Below are 20306 nucleotides of genomic sequence, written 5' to 3' on the forward strand. Positions count from 1 at the left end.
CCAAAGATGGAACAAACTAGGTTTGTTCCGACGCCCGTTCGGTTTTGATTAGTGGTGACGGCAACTCCGGCAACGGAGTAGGCGTCCGCAATTTGCGAAGCGCGTTGTAAACATCGGCTGCGCGTTGCAGGCGACCATCAGCAGACTTTTCAGGCTTGCGCAGCTTGGTTTCTTCCCAGGGATTACCGGGTTTACTGTTTCCTATCTGCTCCACAACAAACAAATATGCCGCTGTCGCCGCTAACTCTAGTTCGTTGGCGTCAACGCCTTTTGCGTGTCGAAAGAACGCCGTCCGATCGGGATCAGTTGGTCGAGAAGACCTCAGAGTGTAAACCGAATAGCGGCCGCCCCAATCCGTCTGACGCTCGACCTCCTTCACTGGGCCTAACGCAACGGCGATCTCCATGCTGCGCGCCAAGTCTTCACTAAACGGGCCGTAATGACGATATTCAAACTCGAAATCGTTACTAAATCCAGCAAGTTGCGACAAATATGTCACTTTTTGTAGCCTTGTGCAGCCGACAAGCTCACCTCCCGCGTCCTGAATTATCCGTGCAGCGATCTTGTGCGGCTCACGCAGTCTCATTTCCTATTCCCGACAATGGCTGTTCTTACTTCGTTCTCTACCACCCTTTGCGCCTCCTTGTCATCGCGAAAAACGTAAGCCCGACTGATCACGAATGGCTGAGCCGCTGCGATCACGGATGAGAACTGAGCCATGTCTTGGAGCTTGCCGGAACCGGCGTGGATCAGAACCCGGTTTAGTGGCGTGTCAGAGTCCTGGTATCGCTTGTAGGGCGACCGACTATATCGGTCGAGCAAAACCCGGTCCCGCGAGGCACCGTTATCCTTGCACCATCGTGTCAGGCTACTCTCGGCCTTCGATAAAGCCAAATTGATCCGTGCCTGATGTTTTTCAAGAGACTCACCCTTACGACGCTGAACACCGGCTGCAACACGCTGATGGACATCAATGCAGCGCGTCAACGCCCGCCCCCGCAAGCTTCTCGCCAACAGCACCACCTCTTTATCCTCTGCCTCTGACAACATGAGCAGCGCTCCCCAAAGCACACCATCGTCTAGACCCAAAGCATGTTCTAGCCGATCAGGTTTTGAGACAAAACGACGGATGGGATGGTTCTCCGACAATCCACTTTTGTCGCTATGCCCGTACCGTTCGAGCCGTATCAAGCGCCGTATCAATGCCCCAAACATTAATTCGGCACCCCGTGTTGCCTTGTGCAGATACACGTTCGGGTAGAGATGAAATAACGAGAGAAGGTAGCTCTCGGCAGTTAGCGCTGCCTTAGGTCCGAGAACTAGCGTCTCAACCGATCCGGCCGAACTATCGTCAGCACCCGTGCGAACCGCATGAATTTCCAGATTTGCTATCAACCATGTCTGATCGACTCCGCTGCTGCGGACGCCAGTCATCAACCGATCACGCTGCATGTAGTCTAGTCGATCGGCATCAAATTGGCTGGATACCACAGCGTCATACAAATTACCCGGCCCCTTTTGCCCCACCAGCCTCGCAACTTCATCCGCAAAACTATCGCCGAGCGGCCTCAGCCTTTCAGCGATCTCCGTCTGCCTAACAATCAGCGCACTGACGTGTTCATGTTCAGCCATTGCAAGGCCAAACTCTTTTCCAATCGCCTCGAACGCATGGCTGAACATACCATGGCCGACGTCGTGAAGCAGCGCAGCGGCTAAGGCGACATCCACCTTATGACTGCGGACCTGTCCGTGCCCATTTTCAATGTGCTCCTTAATTACCCGCATCAACTGACGTGCAATATGAAAAACACCCAGACTATGTGCGAATCGGGTGTGCGTGGCACCCGGGAAAACGAACTCGGAAAACCCAAGCTGCCGTATGCGGCGGAGGCGCTGAAATGACTCAGTTTGAATAACCGTCCAAAGGGTATGTTCAAATTCGCCCGTGCCAAACTCGATAAGATTGTGAACTTGATCACGTATGCGTTGGGGGCGGATCGTCATATGACTTCTCCAGGCAAAGTTGGCCATTTCTGATCATCGCGACGCACCAGATTGAGCACAGACACCAGCCACTGCCCCTTGCCATGTCCTCCAGTGAGTTGCCAACGGCGCATCTTTCAAAGTGAATCCGTAACCGACGCTTTATCAGGACAAACTACATTGATCAAAATACTGTTCGTGAGATGGACGACTTTGACATTAGCCTAAAGGACAACCTGCGAGTGAAGCTCAGATCACAATCCGGTTAGGATAGCGATCAGTTCTGAGCACGACTCGGGCGTGTGCTGCAGCATATCATGCTATTTGGATTATCGGCATGACGGACCATGATCATCCCAAACGACATCTACGAGAATCAGGTTATCGGCTGCTTCATGACGCTGCTTGTTCGCGAACATGGTGTCCGGTATGGGCGCGCGCCGTTTGAGCCATTTGGAATTCAATTGCTTCAGCAGACGCCGGACGACAAACCTCTTGGTGACGTGTTGATTTCTCAGGCCAAGCTCGTGCGGCTTGTCGAATTCAAGCGTGAGCGGAACAAGTCCAGAAAGGAACGGGCTAAATTGGCTGTTCTGCGGCCTGTGCTGCAATGTAAGGAAAATGCACACCTTGTCGCGATATCTCGCGAGATTCACTGGTACATCCAAACGAACTTCACCGTGGCCGCCAGTTCGATTGTTGTTCCATATCTAGATTTGGAAAACCCGAACGGTGATTGCGACCTAGCCTGGCTTGTCGAAGAAATTGGCGAAGCGATGTTGGGGCCGGGGATGAGCGACGCAGAATTGGAATCGCTTCAGCTTTATATGCAAATCCTTGCTACGTGCGCTGGCGAACGCAAACCTGGAAAACGTAGCGGAGCGTTGATCATCACTTCGGACGCAAGCGGTAAGACGCAATACTTCCCGGTCCGAGACGTGCGCGAACTCGCTATGACGCCGCAGCAGGTGTTTCGTGAGTACTCTATGGACGTGCAACGATTGAAGATCGAACAAGCGCGACATATGGAACATAGGCTAGATCAAGATCTCCGACCAAATCACGGGCCGAGTCTCGGTCTATGACAAGGCCGCCTGATGCGATCGATTTCATGAGCGCGGTACGAGGAATTACTGAAGCTGCGCTCGCGAAAGAGGACTCGATTGAGCTTGCCGTCGCTGAAATGCAGAAGGTTATTGTAGCGCTGCAACAGGCCGAACGTGCCGTCCAAGCGCAGCAAAAGGCCCTACCAAACTTCGTTGCTTTAGAGGTGGACCGCAAGCTAGACCAAACTGTTGCCAAGGCAACCGCGCAAATCAGCGCACGCTTTACTGCGAGTCATGAAGCCGCAGAGCGAGCTCGCAAGACTTTTGATGAAGCGTCTGAACGCGCACGGCATACCTACGAGAAGGCTGAGGACTCGCTGACGAGGAACGTAATTCGTAACTCGTTCATATATTTTACGGTTGGTTGCCTAGGCATGATCCTTGGGGTCTGGGCCTGTGCGCATCTTTTTGTTCCACCCGCTGACATCCTTCAACGTCAGCGCGAGGCAGAGCGAGCAGTTGCAATCTTGGCGCCGCAAGGCGGAAAGAGTGTGCTCAGCTACTGTGGTCAGCGGAGGTGTGTCCGTACCGATGAGGCCACGCAAAACAGCCTTTGGTCGGATACAAAGGATCTTTCGGTAACATACCGCATCATTTATGGCTACTGAGTCTCGCTAGTTTCATCCGCTGTCTTGTCGAAGGTTACATGCGCGACGATCCGTTGGTGCCACGGCAAACACGGTTTAGGCCAGCGGCAAAACTAGACAGAAGTGGCAAAACGCCGACCCCAATCCGTTAGCGTATCTATATCCGGCAGTCGCCGGATGAATCCCACCTGATGCCGCCGAAACTGCCGCAGCGTATCCCCCAGCGCATGCTCGGTGGACCAGCGGGACGCCCCAAACAAATCCGCCGGCCGGCGCGGACCTAGCGCGATCAGCCAGTAGCCACCATCCACCGCCGGCCCAAAGACGGCGTCCGCCGAACCCAACCGCCGAAACGCCGCCCGCACATCCGCCGCCCCGGCATCCGGAATATCACATCCCATCAACGCCACCCGCCGATACCGCCGCAACGCTCGGCTCATGCGACACCCGAGGTCGCCGTGCCCCTGATCAATCCGACGCACGCGCACCGGCAGCCGGAACCGGGCATGATCCGGCGTCACCGCCAGCACCACGTCGAAGCGCCGGCACGCCAGCAGGTCCCGCAGCAGCGCGGTCAACGTGGCCACATGGAAGCGCAACGCCGCCCGCGCGCCAATGTCCTTCGCCAGCCGGCGCTTCACCATGCCCAATCGCGGCGCGCGGGCGAACACCACCACCGTGTCCCTCATGCGTAAAGCCGCAGGATCAGCCGTGGCGGCACGCCGGCGAACCACAGCGACAGGCACAGCAGATTGCGGGCGGAGCGGCGCAGGTAGCCGTCCCTCTCCCACTTCGCGGCCGAGGTCAGCGCGTCCGCCGGCAGGGCGACCAGCCGGCCGCGGCCGAGGCGGCGCACCAGGTCGACATCCTCCATCAGCGGGATCGCGCTCATGCCGCCGACGGACCGCAGCAGGTCGCGGTGGATCAGCAGGCCCTGGTCGCCATAGGGCAGGCCGAGCACCCGGCTGCGCCAGGCGACGAGCCGTTCCAGCCGCCTCGCCCTGGGATGATCGGCGCTGTCCAGGGTGAAGCGGAAGTAACCGGCTCGATCGGCTCCCTGTGCGACGTGTTCCGCCACCGCCGTCTTCCAGTCCGGGCCGAGCCGTGTGTCGGCGTGCAACAGCAGTAGCCATGGATGTGTGGCGGCGGCGATGCCGGCAGCTATCTGACCGCCTCGGCCGCGCGGGGCCGTCAGGACACGGACGCCGGACGCGGTGGCGCGTGCGATGGTGCGATCCGTGCTGCCGCCGTCGACCAGGATGATTTCGGGCCCGTCGCCGATCGCTGCAAGCGACGCCGGTATATACGCCTCAGCGTTCAGGGCGGGGATGATGACTGAAAGCCGCGTTGTCGTCAGCCCGGCAGCGCGATCTTGCGGCCGGCGCCTCTCGGCGGCGTTGCCGGCGCGTGGTCCGACACCATTCGTTGCAGGAACGCATAGCGTTCGGGTGGAAAGGGTGCCACCCGGCGGATACGCATGTCGATGTGCAGCGCCAGCAGTTCCTGCGCGGCGGAACGCTCGCCGCTTTCGACGTGAAACATCTCGTGGAAGTAATGCAGCCGCTTGGTGTCGGCGCCGAGCAGCCAGCTTGAGACGCGGAGCTTGTCGCCTAGATGCACTTCGCGCTCATAAAGCGTGTGGGTCTCGGCGGTGAAGCAGGAGTAGGAGCTGGCGTCGCGGTATGCATCGCCGATGTCCAGCGCGTTGTACAACGCGTCGGTGGCGAGGTCGAAGACCACGACGTAGTAGGCGAGGTTCAGGTGGCCGTTGGAGTCGATCCACTCCGGCCGGACGACGGCTTCGATTTCGACGATTGGGTGGCTCATGGTGCGGCAACCGTCTTGGGGGAGCAGGGCGGAATGAAGGCGGACCGCACCTGAGGCGGATTGTGCCCTTCAGGCTGACCAGGGCGACAGCTTCGCGCCGGACCACACCTGACATCAAACCCGCCGCACGGCGGGCTTTGGGGACCGTTGCGCTCAAGGTTCGCCAGCTCGTTACGCTGCCTCCGCAAGCTGCCGAGGGTGGTAGATCGCGATGTGCATCGCCTGGAGGACGGGTGTCGTTTCATTGGCGACGACCATGGCGTCGAGTTCGACCCACTTGTGGCCCTTGTGCTCGTAGTTCCGGGTGATCCGGGCGCGCACGTTCAGCGTGTCGCCGACATGCGCGAGGCCCAGGTTGCGCACGGTGCTGCCCATGTGGATCCACGCCGGCAGGATGACGTTGTGGCTCAGCGCCCAGTTGCAGCAGCGCATCACCGTGCCGGCATGAACAATGCCGTGTTCCGCGTAGATCGGATCGGTCTCGCGCAGGTCCAGCAGGTCCTGGGCCTGGTCCGCCGGCGTGATGGTCATGGGCGTCATGCCGAGCCAGTCGCCGGGTCGCAGGGTTGATTCGTCGGCGGGGCGGCGGGTGGGGCGTGCGGCAACGGCCCGGTAGTCGGCCAGTGTGGGCGCCGGCGGCAGATCGGCCGGCAAGCCGGCTCGGCCTGAGGCGCAACGGACGTCGACGCTATGCACCGTCAGTTCCAGTCCGTCCGCATCCTGGACAGCCGAGACTTCTGTAAGGTCGCCCTCGTACACCGGCTTGCCGAAGCGGGCCTGCAGGGTGCCGCGTTCAAGCCAGGCCTGGCCCCACACGTGCAGCGGCTGGTGCGACATGTAGGCGTAGACGTTCACTCCGCTGACGAAGCCACCCTTGAAGCCGAAGCGCTGGGCGGTGGCGTCGTCGTGGATCTTGTTCTCCGACGCCTTGGCGGTGTTGAAGGCCAGGACGTCGTAGCGCGGGATCGGCATGGAGACTCCTGCGGTCGATGGGTTTCCCGGTGCGTCACGGCCGTCGCCGGGGATCAGGTGACGGCCGTGATGGAAAGGGAACGCGTGTGGACGTCAGTTCAGCGCCCACAGGCCGACTTCATAGCCCGGAACGAAGTTGCGGTTGGTCATGTCCGGGTTGCGATTGATGAAGGTGCGGTTGAACATCGGGTGGCGCATGCTGCGGGTCTCGTGCTCGATCCGGACCAGAGGCTTGTTGGTGTCGACATCGACGACATCCAGGAAGCGGTACTGGTGCTGGTCGCTTTCCTCGCTGATCAGCCCGCGTTCCAGCAGCTTCCTGTGTGGGCCGGAGAAGTCGACCAGCGTGATCTGGATGTGGTGGCCGTCATACTCCGGCTGCGGTTCGGCGGTTTCCCGGTAGATGACCTTGCTCTCGGCCGAGGTCTTGGCCCAGGCGTAGGGGCCCTGGGCATCACTGGACACGCCGGCGAGGCCGCCCAGGATATCGGTGTAGAACTTCGCGATGGCCGCCAGATCGGTGCCGGTCGCGACATTGACCTCGACGTAGGGCATGCCGACGCGCATCGGGCCGAAGCGGCTGAGATTGGGGGCGTGGACGCGGATGCGGTTGCCCCAGGGACAGGTCGCCTCGACCGTGTCGCCGGCCTCACGGAAGCTGAAGTGCGTGCCTTCGAGGAATTTCTTGGCGTGGTCCAGTCGCTTCAGCAGTGCCTCCAGGTCCGGCAGCACCAGGGCGGTGGTGCCGCGCACCACCTGCGGCTTGGCGCGCGACGGCAGATGGAACTGGCCGCGGCCGACGTTGACCCACATGTTCTCCAGCCCGGCCATCAGATACGGGTCGCGTGTCAGGCCCAGACCCATCAGGTAGAACGCGACGGCCTTGCTCTGATCCGGCACTGTCACGTTCACATGGCCCAGTTCGACGACATTGCCGAGGTCCTCGGCGGTCCGGTCGAATGTCGGCGTCATTACAGCGGTGTCGTCCATCCCCTTGGTCTCCCCTTCTGCGGCGTTCATCCAGGCCCGCATCCTAACGCGCCGCGCGGCTTTGGTCCATGCCGGCGGCTGCCGGGGCGGCGACTGGAAGAAAGCCGGGCGTTTGTCTCCCGGCCGCCTTACGGCAGCTTGCCGCCGTTCTCGAACCGCCGCCACGCGCTCATTTGCAGCGCCGAGGTCAGGCAGTGCACCACTACCGGCTTGGTCTTGACCGCGAACGCCCGGGCGATGCCCTCGGCCACGTCCGACTCGTTCCGGATGGTGATCCCCTCCGCCCCGAATGAGCGTGCCCAGGCGGCGAAGTCCGGGTTGGTCAGGCGCGTGGCTTGCATAAACTTGCGGTCAGGGTAGCGGACGTAGCTGTGCATGCCGATCGTGCCGTACATGGAATTGTCCGAGATGATGACGATCGGGTTGCCGCCGTATTGGCAGGCGGTGGCGATTTCATTGCCCATCATCAGCGCGCCACCATCGCCCATGAACGCGACCACCTGCCGGCCCGGCCGGCGCAAGGTCGCCGCCACTGCCATCGGCATGCCCGACCCCATGGCGCCGACCACCGAGGACAGGAACTCCTGTCCCGGCTTGAAGCCGATGTAGCGGTGCAGAAACGAGCCGAAGTTGCCGGCGTCCGAGGTAACCACCGCGTCATCCGCCAGATGCTTGTCCACCTCGCACACGACAGCGGCGAAGTTCAGGCCGTCGGTCGTCGGCTCCCAGGTCTTTTCAAGCAACGACAGATGGATCTTGTGCAGGCCGTCTACCCAGCCGCGCCGTTTGGCGGCATTGGCGGGCGTCGGCAGCGACAGCAGCGCCTTGACCACCTCGTGCGGATCGCAGGGCATGCCCAGGTCGGCGCGCCAGACGCGGCCGACCTCGTTCGGATCGGGCCAGATGTGCACCAGGGGAAGCTGCGGCTGCGGCGCGGCGGGGAAGCTGTAGGACTGGCTGACGGTGTCGCTCAGGCGCTCGCCCAAGGCGACGATCAGGTCGGCCTTCTTCATCTCGGTGATCAGCGCCGGCGGGACGCGGATGCCCATGTAGCCGCCGTAGTTGGGATGCTGCGCGTCGAAAAGCTGCGGCCGGCGATGGGTCGGGTTGATCGGCAGCACCCATGCCTCGGACAGCCGGCGCAGGTCGGCGTAGACGGCAGGGTCGTGCAGGCTGTCCGCCAGCAGTGCGCCGCCGGCCAGGATCAGTGGGCGTTCGGCGTTCGCCAGCAGGTCGGCGAGGCGGTGCAGGTCCTGCGTCCGTGGGCCGGCGACGACGCGCGGCCGGGGCAGGTTCAATACCGCATCGGTCGGTTCATCGAAGATATCCTCCGGCAGGATGACGGCGACCGGGCCTGGCGTGCCGCTTTCGGCGACGTGGAAGGCACGGGCGATGGCTTCCGAGGCCTGCTCGGGCTCGTTCACCTCGATCACGCTCTTGGTGATGTCGGCGAGCAACTTCGAATAATTTTGTTCCTGCAACGCGAGGCGGCCAAAATCCTTGCGCTCGACCTGGCCGATCATCATTACCATGGGTGTTGCGTCGTGGAACGCCGAGTGCAGCGATACCATCGCGTTGGACAGGCCCGGCCCGCGCGAGACGATGCAGACGCCGGCGCGGTTGCGCAGGCGGCCATCGGCGACCGCCATGAAGCCGGCCCCGCCCTCATGCCGGCAGACGATCATGCGGACGGAGTTGCGCTCGGTCAGCACGCTGGTCAGGCCGACATAGCTTTCGCCTGGAACGCAGAAGATCTGGTCGATGTCGTGGGCTTCCAGACTGTCCGCCAGCAGGCGGGCGACGGTGGTGGTCATCTTCTACGTCTCCTGTCGGGTCGCGGTCACGATAGGATAGCGCAGCGTGGGTGACCAGGGAGGCGCCGGGTGCGAGATCGGTTGCCCATCCAGTCGATGAGGTTGATCAGCATCGTGACGGATGATGACCGCGGCGGCGCGGACTGCTAAAGGTTGCCTTGGGCGTGACCGGCGCGCGGTTCTGGGTCGATCCGTGGGCCGCTTACAGCCTTGCGATGGCGGAACGTGATCTGGGTGCGCTGATCGAGCAGGAGGTAGGTGCGGCGGTTTCATTGTAAGCGCCGGGCTCACCGTAACGTGTAGGCCGTCGCCACATTTCGGATCGCATACGCTGTCATTCCCGCCAGGTTTCCGAACCGGAGGTCGCCGTTGCTGCGTCGCGTTTTCCTGGGTGCCAGCGCATCCCTTCCCTTGCTGGGCGCGGCCGATCGTGCCGGTGCTGCGGACTTGATCCCGCCAGCCACGCCGTTCGATGGCGCGACGGTTCGCAACATGGCGCGTCAGCTTGCCACGCAGCCCTACAAGGCGCCGGACTCCAACCTGCCGGCGGACTTCAAGAACCTAGATGTCGATGCCTATCACGATATCCGCTTCGACCCGGCCAAGGCACTTTGGCGCGGCCAGGGGCGGAAGTTCACCGCGCAATTCTACCCGCGCGGCTACATCTACCAGGACCGCGTCGGCATCTTCGAGGTCGCCGACGGACACGCGACACCGATCGGATATAGCAACGACCTGTTCAGCTTCGGCAAGACCCAGCCCAGCACAGGGGACCTTGGGTTCGCCGGGCTGAGCATCCAGTACCCGCTGAACCGGCCGGACGTGCCGGACGAGGTCTGCGCCTTCCTCGGCGCCAGCTATTTCCGCGCCGTGGCGAAAGGCCAGGGCTATGGCATCTCGGCCCGCGGCCTGTCGGTCCGGACAGCGGATGCCGGCGGCGAGGAGTTTCCGGTGTTCCGGTCGTTCTGGCTGGAACGGCCGACGCCAGGGGCCGACCTGATGGTGATCCACGCCCTGCTGGACAGCCCGAGCGCGGCCGCCAGCTTTCGCTTCACCATCCGCCCCGGTGAGGATACCGTGTTCGACACCGAAACCGCGTTGTATCCGCGCGTCGACGTTACCCAGGCTGGCCTGGCACCGCTCACCAGCATGTTCCTGTTCGACGACGCCAATGACCATAGCCGTTTCGACGACTGGCGGGCGGCGGTGCACGATTCCTCCGGCCTGCAGATCCGCACCGGCCACGACGAGGCGATCTGGCGCCCGCTGACCAACCCGCGGGGCTTGCAGATCAGCACGTTCTCCGACACCAGCCCGCGCGGCTTTGGCCTGATGCAGCGCAAGCGCGCCTTCGCCGACTACCAGGACCTGGAGGCACGCTATGAAAAGCGTCCCTCGCTGTGGATCGAGCCGATCGGCGACTGGGGCCAGGGTGTCGTCGAGCTGGTGGAGATCCCCAGCGACCGCGAGGTCAACGACAACATGGTCGCCTTCTGGCGGCCGCATGATCCGCTGCGGGCGAAGGGCGAGTATCTGCTCAACTATCGCCTGCACTGGTGCTGGTCGCCACCCAGCCAGGTCATGCTGGCGCAGGTCGTGCAGACCCGCGACGGCTTTGTATCCGACCCGAAGCACCGCCGGTTCGTCATCGACTTCGTGGGTGACGCCTTGAAGGTTCTGAAACCGGAGGCTCCGCCGGCGCTGGATGTCGGCAGCGACAAGGGCAAGATCATCAGCAGCATCGCGCAACCCAACCCCGACAGCGGCGGTTGGCGCATCAGCCTGGAGATCGACTTGCAGGACAATAAAGTGGTGGAGATGCACGCCCGCCTGATGAACGCCGACCAGCCGCTGACTGAAACCTGGATCTACCGGTGGACGCAAGGGTGACGTTTCGCGCACTGCCCGACGAGGCGCCGCTGGCGATGCCGACGCAGTCGCTGCGGTCATCACCCGCACGCGGCGCCGAACCGGCTTCCTCGCCGCGGGCGATCGGGTTGCGGCGGCTGCTGGTGATCGGCGCCGCGATCGTGCTGACCGGCTTCGGCGCCCGCGAGATGTACCGGGTGCTGGCGGTGAACGGGCCGACGCCGCTGGCGATCATCATGCTGGCGCTGTTCGTCGCCCTGTTCGCCTGGATCGCGCTGTCGTTCACCAGCGCGCTGGCCGGCTTCGCCTCGGTCCTCGGCGGCCGCGGCAGGCGGTTGCTGGTGCCTGGCACCCTGCCCGCCTGCCGCACCGCCCTGCTGATGCCGACCTACAACGAGCAACCCGCCCGCGTCATGGCCGGGCTTCAGGCGATCGACGAATCGCTCCAGGCGCTTGGCGTCGGGCACCTGTTCGACATCTTCATCCTGAGCGACACCACCGATCCGGAGGTCTGGATCACCGAGGAAGCCGCCTTCCTGGCGCTGCGGGTCCGCACCGGGGGGACCGACCGGATCTTCTACCGGCACCGCCCCAACAACACCGCGCGCAAGGCCGGCAATATCGCCGAGTGGGTTGGCCGCTTCGGCGCCGCCTACCCGCAGTTCCTGATCCTGGACGCCGACAGCGTGATGCGCGGCGATACCTTGGTGTCGCTGGTGACCGCGATGGAGGCGCATCCCGACACCGGCCTGATCCAGACCCTGCCGATCATCACCGGCGGCACCACCCTGTTCGCCCGCATGCAGCAGTTCGCCGGCCGGGTCTACGGTCCGGTGATCGCCCACGGCATCGCCTGGTGGCACGGCGCCGAAGGCAATTACTGGGGCCACAACGCGCTGATCCGCACCCGCGCCTTCGCCGAACAGGCCGGCCTGCCGGAGCTTGCCGGCCGCAAGCCGTTCGGCGGCCACATCATGAGCCACGACTTCATCGAAGCGGCGCTGATCCGCCGCGGCGGCTGGGCGGTCCACATGATGCCGGGCCTGGAAGGCAGCTATGAGGAAAGCCCGCCATCGCTGATCGACCTGGCGGTGCGCGACCGCCGCTGGTGCCAGGGCAACCTGCAGCACATGGCGATCCTGCCCGCCCGCGGACTGGTCTGGGTCAGCCGGCTGCATCTGCTGACCGGGATCGGCTCCTATATCACCGCGCCGCTCTGGCTGCTGTTCCTGCTGAGCGGCATCCTGATCGCGCTGCAGGCCCGCTTCGTGCCGCCGGACTACTTCCCGGCCGGAAAGGCCCTGTTCCCGCAATGGCCGGTGATCGACCCGGTACGCGCCATGTGGGTGTTCATCGGCACCATGGCGCTGCTGCTGATCCCCAAGCTGCTGGGCGCACTGACCGTCATGCTTCGCCGCGACACGCGGCGCGGTTGCGGCGGCGTGGTTGGTCTGGTCGGCAGCCTGCTGCTGGAGACGCTGATTGCCGGGCTGCTGGCGCCCGTGGTGATGCTGACCCAGTCGATCGACGTCGTGGCGATCCTGATAGGCCGCGATTCCGGCTGGAACGCGCAGCGGCGCGATGACGGCGGCCTGCCATTCGGCGCCATCATCCGTCAGTATCGGCGGCATACGCTGCTGGGACTGGCGCTGGGGTTCGGCGCCTGGGCGGTATCGCCCTATCTGGCGCTCTGGATGCTGCCGGTGGTTCTGGGCATGGCGCTGGCGGTGCCGTTGACCGCCTTGACCGCCCGCCGGTCGCTGGGCCTGGCGCTGCGCCGGATCGGCCTGCTGCGGATTCCGGAGGAGGCGCGGCCGCCCGCGGTGCTGACGCGGACGGCGATGCTGTATCGGGAGCTGGCAAGCAAGCCTGAAGTCCTGGCCATCCAGATCCTGCTGCGCGATCCCGTGCTGCTGGCCGCCCATCGCGACATGCTGCCGCCTGGAAGACGACCCGGCCGCGATCCCCTGAATGTTCCGCTGCTGATCGGAGCGGCCAAGCTGCATGAGGCAACGGATCTCGATCCGGTCTGGCCGACGCTGCTCGCGTTGGAAAGGACGGCGGTCCTGTCGGATCAGGCATCGCTCGATCGGCTATGCGCGCTGGACCGGGCGCGGATCGGTTCCAACGATCGCCGATCGGCAGGAATTGCCGGGTAGATCTTGCCGGTCGGCAGATCTTGCCGGGTGGGCAGGCAGAAACGGCCTAGGAAAAACCTGCCGGTACAACCGCCGCGTGGGTTGGCACGCTGATTGCTGATATTGTTTCAAACCAGGATTTGGCGGAAAGATCGCACATGTCGCCCATTATCAGCCTCGCAGCGAACGCATCCGGCGTGTCCAGCTATGTTCAACCGGCCAAGCCCTTGCCCGGATCAGCAATATCCTTGATTGAAAGCCCAACCAGCAGCCTGGGCTCTCAATCAGTCGCGTCCGTTACAACCGCGCCTGCTTCGAATCCCTTGTCGGATCAGATGTTGGCGACGTTGATAACCGCCGCGGTTCCACTCTACGGCTCCGACTTTGGGGCCTGAAATCCACCTCGGCAAATGTCCCCGCGGTCTCGGCGCGATATGACGGGAGCGCGCAATGCCCTTGCATCGTGACGCGATCAGGTGCTGCCGCCGATCCTGAAACCATTGCTTCCGAATGGCCGGGTTGAAGATGGAGCAACCTGATCGGAAACCGCTCTACACCCCCACCGGCACGCCCAGACGCTTGCGCAGAAACAGCTTTGTATGACCCGGAGGATAGTCGTCGAGCCGGCCAAAAACCTCATAGCCGCGCTTCAGGTAAAATCCAGGCGCTTGGAAACTATGGGTTTCCAGCGTTGCCGCTAGCGCACCGCGCTCGGCCGCCAAGCCCTCCGCCGCATCCATCAGCCGAGCCCCCTGGCCCTGGCCGCGCAGCATTTCGGTGACCCAGAGGAAATTCACCTGCAGCCAGCCGCCCCAGATGGCGCCGGTCAGGCCGCCGCACCATTCACCCGCGGCGCTCTTCAGGAAATAGCCGATGGGGTGCCAGTCGCTGAGGCCGGTCCGGGCGATATTGAGGTTGATGACGTTCTCGCTCACGAAGCGGGTTAAGGCTTCGCCTGGCAGCGGATCAAAAACAAGCTTTGGATTGTCCATCCTGCACTCCTTCTGGTCCAGTATTCATGGCACGGCATGATCACCAGGTTTCGTCAGCGCGGTCAGTGGGTCGTCCAGCCTTGCGTGGAGCGGCGAGGTGTGGTTGGCGGGGCGCCGACGTCAACAGGCCACCGATCTTCGCCTTATTTCAGGACCTATGCCATGGGGCACGCGCGGCCGGCGCCTGACAGCCGCTCTTGACGTCTGGAATCATTCGGATCGGCATCTCCGGCTGGACCTACGCGCCATGGCGCGGCGGCTTCTATCCCAGAGGCCTCAAGCGCGAGCACGAATTGGCATACGCCGCCAGCCGCTTCCGCGCCATCGAGGTCAATGCGACGTTCTATGGACCGCAGAGACCTGATACCTTCGCCAACTGGGCCGATCAGGTGCCGGCGAATTTCGTCTTCACCATCAAAGCACCACGCTTCATCACGCATGTCCGGCGCCTGCAAGACGCCGAAGCGCCGATCGCCAGCTTCATCGCCTCCGGCCTGTTGCGGCTGGACATCCATCTGGGGCCGATCCTATGGCAGCTTCCAGCCAATTTCCGGTTTGATCCGGTTCGGCTGGAGCCGTTCCTGCGGCTGCTGCCGCATGATACCAAGGCCGCGGCCGAACTGGGCCGCAGGTACGACACCAGATCGCGCGCGGCGGAGTGGCTTGAGGTCACGTCAGGCCGGCCGCTGCGCCACGCGCTGGAAAGCCGCCACGAAAGCTTTCGCAGCCCGGATTGCATCGCGTTGCTGCGGGCGCATGACGTAGCGCTGGTCTGCGGCCATTCGGTCAAGTGGCCTCGGCTGAGGGATCTCACCTCCGACTTCGCCTATTGCCGGCTGCAAGGGTCGAAGGAACTTGATGCCAACGGCTATGACAACGCGGCGCTGGACGAATTGGCGTGCAGGATCAAGGCCTGGGCGGCCGGTGAGGAGGCGCCGGAGGCCAGCCGAACCGGAGGGGTGGCCCACCCGCGCAAGCGGGACGTGTTCGTGCTGTTCGACAATGACCTGAGGGTGCGCGCGCCCGCCAACGCCATGGAACTAATTCGTCGGCTGCGGGCGTGACCACCGGCCTGGGGTGGGTTAACTTGCTTGCAGCCAACCAACAGGACACCTCAATGAGTTTGGAAGCGACCGCTCGGCCTGCCGCCACTATCCTGCTGCTGCGCGATGGGCCGGAGGGGATGGAGGTCTTCATGGTCGTGCGCCATCACGCCATCGACTTCGCCGCCGGCGCGCTGGTGTTTCCCGGCGGCCGTGTGGAAGAGTCGGATCAGAGTCTGGCGGAACGGGCGGATGAATGTCCCAATCCGGCAGGGCTGGACGTCGCCGCGATGGCCTTCCGCATCGCCGCGATCCGCGAAACCTTCGAGGAATGCGGCGTGCTGCTCGCCCGGCCGCGTGGGGCCGACAGCCTGATCGACGCGGCGACCTTGTTGCGGGTGGAGGAGCAGCATCGCGCCGCGCTGAACGCGGGTGCGATCGGCTTCGACTCGGTGCTGGCGGCGGAGGAGCTGCTGCCGGCCCCCGACCTGCTGGTGCACTTCGCCCACTGGATCACGCCGTCCCATCAGCCGAAGCGCTACGACACGCAGTTCTTCCTGGCGGAGGCGCCGGCCGAGCACCTGGCCGTGCATGACGGAAGGGAAGCGGTGGACTCGGTGTGGATCACGCCGGCGCGGGCGCTGGCGGAGACCGAGACCGGTCGGTTCAAGCTGGTCTTCGCCACCGCCAAGAACCTGGAGAAGCTTGGGCAGTGGCGCACGGTGAAGCAAGCGATGGACGCCGCACGGGCGGCGACCGTGGTGACGGTTCAGCCGCGGGCGACTCGGCTGGAGGGGACCAAGCGGCTGCTGCGCATTCCCGTCGAGGCCGGCTACGGCGGCACCGACTTCATCGTGGACATGCCTCCGGCGTCGTAGAGCGCGCCTGGCTTGGTCGGGCGCTTGGGTTGTGCTGCCGGAGCTTCTCGGGGAGCGGGGGGAAGCTCTTTTGGTCGAGAATGTCCGTATTCGTGCCTCAAGGTGATCGCCGGCCACCCTGCGGCGGTTCAATCCGCCTTGCAGGCAGCCGCGTCGTAGCCGCCTATCAAGATCCCGGACCCGCCACGGTAAGGCGCGGGTCCGACGCCTGACTTTTGGTCGTATTTTTTGGAATGCCTAACCTGCTGAAATCACGGGCGGCGGGAAGTTGCCTGAAAGTCTTGCAGACCGTGTGAAATCTTTGCCGCAACGGATTCCCGTGCGCTGTGAGGTGCGGTAGAATACGACATCATGACGCACATTGCCGGTGACGACCGATCCCAGATCCTGCTGCTGCCCGAATCGCTGGATGACTATGTCGGTGCAGAGAACCCGGTTCGTTTCATTGAAGCCTTTGTCGACGGTCTGGATCTGACTGCGGCCGGGTTCGCCCGTGTGATGCCGAAGCTGACCGGCCGGCCTGGCTACGCGCCGAGCGATCTTCTGAAGCTCTACATCTACGGTTACCTCAACCGAGTGCGGTCGAGCCGCCGGCTAGAAGCCGAGACGCATCGCAACATCGAGGTGATCTGGCTGCTGCGTCATCTGAAGCCGGACTTCAAGACGATTGCTGATTTCCGCCGCGACAACCGCAACGCCTTTCGCCCGATCTTCCGTCAGTTCGTGCTGCTGTGCCGTCAGTTGGATCTGTTCGGCCGAGAGTTGCTGGCGGTGGATGGCACCCGCATCAAGGCGGTCAACAACAAGGACCGCAACTTCACCCGCGCCGCGCTGGCCACGTTCATCAAGCTCGCAGATGCCAAACTCGAAGATTATCTGCAGCGTCTCGATCAGAGTGATGTGACGGAAAGCCAAACCGCTGGCTCACGGGTCAAGAACCTGGCTGAGAAGATCACCGCAATCCGGGCACGGCGCACACGATGCCAGACCATGCTGGCTGAACTGGATCGCACCGGCGAGGATCAGATTTCACTGACGGATCCCGATAGCCGTGCGATGGCCGCGCATACGCATGTTGCCGTGGGCTACAACGTCCAGGTTGCGGTTGATACCAAGCACAAGCTGATCGTCGAGCAGCAGGTCACCAACCAGGTCGTCGACATGGGGCTGCTGACGCAAACCGCCGAGGCGGCAAAGGAGATCCTCGGCGTCGAGACGATCGATGCCGTGGCCGACAAAGGTTACTTCAAGATCGAGGACATCGAGGCTTGCGAGAACGCCGGGATCACGCCCTATGTGCCGCGGCCGCAGCGCGGTCCCTCGGTCAAGGCCGGCCTGTTCCGCAAGGATGAGTTCAGCCACGACGCCGACAGCGACAGCTATGTTTGTCCGGCGGGTCAGCGGCTTTATCCCTATTCATCATCGCTGCTGCGGGGTCTGAAGAGGACTAACTACGTCAACAAGCTGGCATGCGATGATTGCAAGATCCGTTCGCGCTGCACGAAAGGCAAGTTTCGCACCGTCTCGCGTCTTGAGAACGAAGCGGTGTTGGACCGGATGGCAGCCCGCCTGGCGCAGCGCCCCGAGGTTCTCGACCGCCGCCGCGAGACAGTTGAACATCCGTTTGGCACCATCAAGCAGTGGATGAGCCCGGGTGGGTTTTTGATGCGCGGTCTGGCGAAGGTGCGTGCCGAATTCAGCTTGACGGCGCTCGCCTATAATCTCCGGCGGGGGCTCAATATCGTCGGGTTCGCCGAGCTGATGGCCGCTGTCGCGGCCTGAAAGGCTTCTACTGGCGGGTTTTGTCCGCCTGGCGGGCATAACCGTGGACAACATGATGCGGAACCGGGGCTTTCCGGAAATCGCCCGGTCGGATCACCAGGATCTTGGCGTGCACATCTGAACGCCAATTTCACCAGCGTTCCCGCTCAAGCGTGTTTTCGCACAGTCTGCTTGAGTTTTAGTTAGTCCTCGCCGCTGCCTTCCTCCGCCTCCTGCACCTCGTGAAGCGAACCCACCTCGCCTAACCGGCGGCTCTCGTTCCGTTTTGGAGAAGACTTGGAATTGCTTTGCTCTGTCTACCGCCTTAGTCTGCGACCGCATCCTAAGATGTGAGCTAGCCCGGAAAGCGCGTTTTTTGTGGAATGATAAGTCACCGGTGACATACGGGCCGCCACGATGGGGTAGGCTATGGGCTTGGTTAAATGGTTGGGCGCCCTAATCGTAGGGATCCTTGTCTCAGCTTGGAGCCCTTTTTGGCCAACATATCCGGTCGTTGCGGCCGGGGAGTTTTCTGCCTCATCGCCATTTACCATTCCATTTGCTATTATGAACAGAAGCACGCTGTTCGCGATAAACCAGGCGCGATTTATGTGCCGTATTATTTCAGCAAAGGGCCCGAATAATCAGTCTGTTAGCAACTTAAATACTACTACGATGCAGAGCTTCGATATACCACCGAACCAACCAGGTAGTTATCACTGCATTTTTGACCAGGTCATTCAGTTCCAATCCCCAGGTGTACAATACGCACAAATACAAATACGGATCAGATACAAGTCACCGTGGCCTTGGGGGGGAATGATCTATCCTAAACCCAGCACATTCACTTGGGATGCATCTTTGACGCCGGCCAGATGGGTGCCCGGAGAACCCATGCAATAAGAAGTCGGGCCCGCTGGAAAACGTCCATTTTGGCAAATCGGCCGCCTGGCCCCAAGCCTATCGCCCGCCCTCGGCGCTATCGCGGTGGCTAGAACTGACGGCACCGCCGCCGCCACGCATCCGAAAGCCAAAGGACCCCGACCGCGTAACGTCGGCTTATGGCAAACCCGAAACCTGAGTTTGGGGCGATGGCGCATATCGCGCTGTTCGGCTACCGCTATGAGCCTAAAAACACAGCGGGGGGAGAATGGTCGAGTCAACGAGCGCTGCCCACGAGCCTGCGCCAGCCCCTAGCCCTGGCCGGATTGCCAATTTCTTCGTCCGCTACGGCAATTTCACCTTGGGAGGCGGCAGCGCGACCTCGGCCGTGATGCACCGCGAACTGGTCACGAAACGCCGTTGGCTGAGTGACGACAGTTTTGCCCTCTGCTTTGCCCTGGGCCGCCTGACACCAGGCACCAACTTGCTCGCCAACTGCACCGCACTCGGCTGGCTGCTCCGCCGTCTGCCGGGTGCGATCAGCGCGTTGCTTGCGGCCTCAATCCCTTGCACGCTGATGGTCGTCATCCTGACGGCTCTGTTCAGGGAGTGGCAGGACAACCGCATTGCCCAAGCCGCCATTCATGGCGCGATTGCTGCGGCGGTGGCGATTACCGCCAAAACGAGCTGGACCATTGCCCGGCCTCACTACAAAGGCGGGACGCGCTGGCGCGTCGTCCTCATCGGCGCAGCCGCATTCCTCGCCTATGTCGCCCTTGGAATCCCGGCAATTTACATTCTGCTGCTTGCGGGCGTCGTGGGTGCGTTCTTACCGGCGGCGCAGTCATGAACCCGGCCCTGCTCTACCTCCTGCTGCTCAAGGGTACGATTACTGCTTTCGCGGGCCTTGCCTCGCTGCCGGTGATCCAGGATTCGCTTGTGGCGCATTACCATGTGCTGACAGACCAGCAGCTTAACGAGGCGGTTGTCATCACCCGCAGCACGCCGGGGCCTGTTGGGCTTTACATCGTCAGCGTTGGCTATTTCGTGGCCGGTGTGCCTGGTGCGGTCGCCGGCTGGCTCGCCATCATTACCCCAAGCCCTGCTGGTGATCCCGCTTGTCCACTATACTGGGCGGCACATAGAGCATCCCCGCGTCAAGGCGATCTTGCAGGCCGTCGTGCTGGCGAGTGCGGGTCTGCTGCTCGCGGCGGCAATCCCTCTCGCCCACGACGCGCTCACCGACTGGGTTACAGTGGCGATCGCGGCGGCCAACCTTGCTGTCTTGCTGACTACCGAAATCGACACGCTTTGGATCATTTTTGGCGCCGCGGTCGTATCCCTCTCCACGTCGTCTCTCGGGGTCGTCGCCCGCTTCGCCTGATCGTCATGCCGATGGCATCCTGTCAAAGGGCGTTCCTGCATGACGTTGACAATCTCCATATTTCCATTAACTTGGATATA

Annotated in this window: 17 protein-coding genes and 1 pseudogene; 9 read left to right on the top strand and 9 right to left on the bottom strand. The window is 62.7% G+C overall.

The window, feature by feature from the left end; all coding sequences use genetic code 11:
- Window positions 1–16: 16 nt before the first annotated feature.
- Together ACQY4S_RS17200 and ACQY4S_RS17205 are read right to left on the bottom strand one after the other, a co-directional pair.
- Complete coding sequence (locus ACQY4S_RS17200) at window positions 17–586, bottom strand: hypothetical protein (RefSeq protein ID WP_428486460.1); 570 nt, start codon at window positions 584–586, stop codon at window positions 17–19.
- Window positions 583–2004: an HD domain-containing protein gene (locus tag ACQY4S_RS17205; RefSeq protein ID WP_428486461.1), complete on the bottom strand. Its 1422-nt coding sequence runs from the start codon at window positions 2002–2004 to the stop codon at window positions 583–585. Before ACQY4S_RS17205 ends, ACQY4S_RS17200 begins: the two co-directional genes overlap by 4 nt.
- Window positions 2005–2330: 326 nt before the next feature.
- Here ACQY4S_RS17205 and ACQY4S_RS17210 point away from each other — a divergent pair, with 326 nt between their 5' ends.
- Together ACQY4S_RS17210 and ACQY4S_RS17215 are read left to right on the top strand one after the other, a co-directional pair.
- A complete protein-coding gene (locus tag ACQY4S_RS17210) occupies window positions 2331–3068 on the top strand; it encodes a hypothetical protein (protein ID WP_428486462.1) in 738 nt (245 codons plus the stop codon).
- 26 nt (window positions 3069–3094) lie between these two features.
- Window positions 3095–3697, top strand: coding sequence for a hypothetical protein (locus tag ACQY4S_RS17215; protein ID WP_428486463.1), 603 nt, complete (start codon window positions 3095–3097; stop codon window positions 3695–3697).
- Window positions 3698–3789: 92 nt separating this feature from the next.
- Here ACQY4S_RS17215 and ACQY4S_RS17220 read toward each other — a convergent pair whose 3' ends face one another.
- The 6 genes from ACQY4S_RS17220 to ACQY4S_RS17245 form a co-directional block, all read right to left on the bottom strand.
- Entirely contained in the window at window positions 3790–4365 is a 576-nt protein-coding gene (locus ACQY4S_RS17220) for a TIGR04282 family arsenosugar biosynthesis glycosyltransferase (RefSeq protein ID WP_428486464.1), read from the bottom strand.
- Window positions 4362–5033, bottom strand: coding sequence for a TIGR04283 family arsenosugar biosynthesis glycosyltransferase (locus tag ACQY4S_RS17225; RefSeq protein WP_428488440.1), 672 nt, complete (start codon window positions 5031–5033; stop codon window positions 4362–4364). The genes ACQY4S_RS17220 and ACQY4S_RS17225 overlap by 4 nt, the downstream gene beginning before the upstream one ends.
- Window positions 5030–5503, bottom strand: a complete 474-nt coding sequence (locus tag ACQY4S_RS17230) for a thioesterase family protein (protein WP_428486465.1) — start codon at window positions 5501–5503, stop codon at window positions 5030–5032. Before ACQY4S_RS17230 ends, ACQY4S_RS17225 begins: the two co-directional genes overlap by 4 nt.
- A gap of 171 nt (window positions 5504–5674) precedes the next feature.
- Entirely contained in the window at window positions 5675–6475 is an 801-nt protein-coding gene (locus tag ACQY4S_RS17235) for a hypothetical protein (RefSeq protein WP_428486466.1), read from the bottom strand.
- A 93-nt stretch (window positions 6476–6568) separates the two neighbouring features.
- Window positions 6569–7495: a VOC family protein gene (locus ACQY4S_RS17240; protein ID WP_428486467.1), complete on the bottom strand. Its 927-nt coding sequence runs from the start codon at window positions 7493–7495 to the stop codon at window positions 6569–6571.
- A 98-nt stretch (window positions 7496–7593) separates the two neighbouring features.
- Complete coding sequence (locus tag ACQY4S_RS17245) at window positions 7594–9279, bottom strand: thiamine pyrophosphate-dependent enzyme (protein WP_428486468.1); 1686 nt, start codon at window positions 9277–9279, stop codon at window positions 7594–7596.
- A 369-nt stretch (window positions 9280–9648) separates the two neighbouring features.
- Between ACQY4S_RS17245 and ACQY4S_RS17250 the strand changes: the two genes are divergently transcribed.
- Together ACQY4S_RS17250 and mdoH are read left to right on the top strand one after the other, a co-directional pair.
- Window positions 9649–11169 (top strand): glucan biosynthesis protein, encoded by a 1521-nt coding sequence (locus ACQY4S_RS17250; protein WP_428486469.1) that lies wholly within the window; start codon window positions 9649–9651, stop codon window positions 11167–11169.
- A complete protein-coding gene (gene mdoH, locus ACQY4S_RS17255) occupies window positions 11154–13307 on the top strand; it encodes a glucans biosynthesis glucosyltransferase MdoH (RefSeq protein WP_428486470.1) in 2154 nt (717 codons plus the stop codon). The genes ACQY4S_RS17250 and mdoH overlap by 16 nt, the downstream gene beginning before the upstream one ends.
- A 530-nt stretch (window positions 13308–13837) precedes the next feature.
- Here mdoH and ACQY4S_RS17260 read toward each other — a convergent pair.
- Window positions 13838–14278 (bottom strand): GNAT family N-acetyltransferase, encoded by a 441-nt coding sequence (locus ACQY4S_RS17260; RefSeq protein WP_428486471.1) that lies wholly within the window; start codon window positions 14276–14278, stop codon window positions 13838–13840.
- Between the two features lie 197 nt (window positions 14279–14475).
- Here ACQY4S_RS17260 and ACQY4S_RS17265 point away from each other — a divergent pair, with 197 nt between their 5' ends.
- The 5 genes and pseudogenes from ACQY4S_RS17265 (at window position 14476) to ACQY4S_RS17285 (ending at window position 20226) form a co-directional block, all read left to right on the top strand.
- Complete coding sequence (locus ACQY4S_RS17265; RefSeq protein WP_428486472.1) at window positions 14476–15342, top strand: DUF72 domain-containing protein; 867 nt, start codon at window positions 14476–14478, stop codon at window positions 15340–15342.
- A gap of 53 nt (window positions 15343–15395) precedes the next feature.
- Window positions 15396–16199, top strand: coding sequence for an NUDIX hydrolase (locus tag ACQY4S_RS17270; RefSeq protein ID WP_428486473.1), 804 nt, complete (start codon window positions 15396–15398; stop codon window positions 16197–16199).
- Between the two features lie 351 nt (window positions 16200–16550).
- Window positions 16551–17981: an IS1182 family transposase gene (locus tag ACQY4S_RS17275; RefSeq protein ID WP_428486474.1), complete on the top strand. Its 1431-nt coding sequence runs from the start codon at window positions 16551–16553 to the stop codon at window positions 17979–17981.
- Window positions 17982–19110: 1129 nt separating this feature from the next.
- Window positions 19111–19692: a chromate transporter gene (locus ACQY4S_RS17280; RefSeq protein ID WP_428486475.1), complete on the top strand. Its 582-nt coding sequence runs from the start codon at window positions 19111–19113 to the stop codon at window positions 19690–19692.
- Window positions 19689–20226: pseudogene (locus tag ACQY4S_RS17285) on the top strand (chromate transporter). Before ACQY4S_RS17280 ends, ACQY4S_RS17285 begins: the two are co-directional and overlap by 4 nt.
- The last annotated feature ends 80 nt before the right edge of the window (window positions 20227–20306 follow it).

The organism is Rhodopila sp., from assembly GCF_965276935.1.
GTDB lineage: Bacteria > Pseudomonadota > Alphaproteobacteria > Acetobacterales > Acetobacteraceae > Rhodopila.

Excerpts from the sequence above, each read along its gene's own strand:
- ACQY4S_RS17200 (WP_428486460.1), bottom strand. The coding sequence starts at position 586 with ATGAGACTGCGTGAGCCGCACAAGATCGCTGCACGGATAATTCAGGAC.
- ACQY4S_RS17205 (WP_428486461.1), bottom strand. The coding sequence starts at position 2,004 with ATGACGATCCGCCCCCAACGCATACGTGATCAAGTTCACAATCTTATC.
- ACQY4S_RS17210 (WP_428486462.1), top strand. The coding sequence starts at position 2,331 with ATGATCATCCCAAACGACATCTACGAGAATCAGGTTATCGGCTGCTTC.
- ACQY4S_RS17215 (WP_428486463.1), top strand. The coding sequence starts at position 3,095 with ATGAGCGCGGTACGAGGAATTACTGAAGCTGCGCTCGCGAAAGAGGAC.
- ACQY4S_RS17220 (WP_428486464.1), bottom strand. The coding sequence starts at position 4,365 with ATGAGGGACACGGTGGTGGTGTTCGCCCGCGCGCCGCGATTGGGCATG.
- ACQY4S_RS17230 (WP_428486465.1), bottom strand. The coding sequence starts at position 5,503 with ATGAGCCACCCAATCGTCGAAATCGAAGCCGTCGTCCGGCCGGAGTGG.
- ACQY4S_RS17235 (WP_428486466.1), bottom strand. The coding sequence starts at position 6,475 with ATGCCGATCCCGCGCTACGACGTCCTGGCCTTCAACACCGCCAAGGCG.
- ACQY4S_RS17240 (WP_428486467.1), bottom strand. The coding sequence starts at position 7,495 with ATGAACGCCGCAGAAGGGGAGACCAAGGGGATGGACGACACCGCTGTA.
- ACQY4S_RS17245 (WP_428486468.1), bottom strand. The coding sequence starts at position 9,279 with ATGACCACCACCGTCGCCCGCCTGCTGGCGGACAGTCTGGAAGCCCAC.
- ACQY4S_RS17260 (WP_428486471.1), bottom strand. The coding sequence starts at position 14,278 with ATGGACAATCCAAAGCTTGTTTTTGATCCGCTGCCAGGCGAAGCCTTA.
- ACQY4S_RS17270 (WP_428486473.1), top strand. The coding sequence starts at position 15,396 with ATGAGTTTGGAAGCGACCGCTCGGCCTGCCGCCACTATCCTGCTGCTG.
- ACQY4S_RS17275 (WP_428486474.1), top strand. The coding sequence starts at position 16,551 with ATGACGCACATTGCCGGTGACGACCGATCCCAGATCCTGCTGCTGCCC.
- ACQY4S_RS17280 (WP_428486475.1), top strand. The coding sequence starts at position 19,111 with ATGGTCGAGTCAACGAGCGCTGCCCACGAGCCTGCGCCAGCCCCTAGC.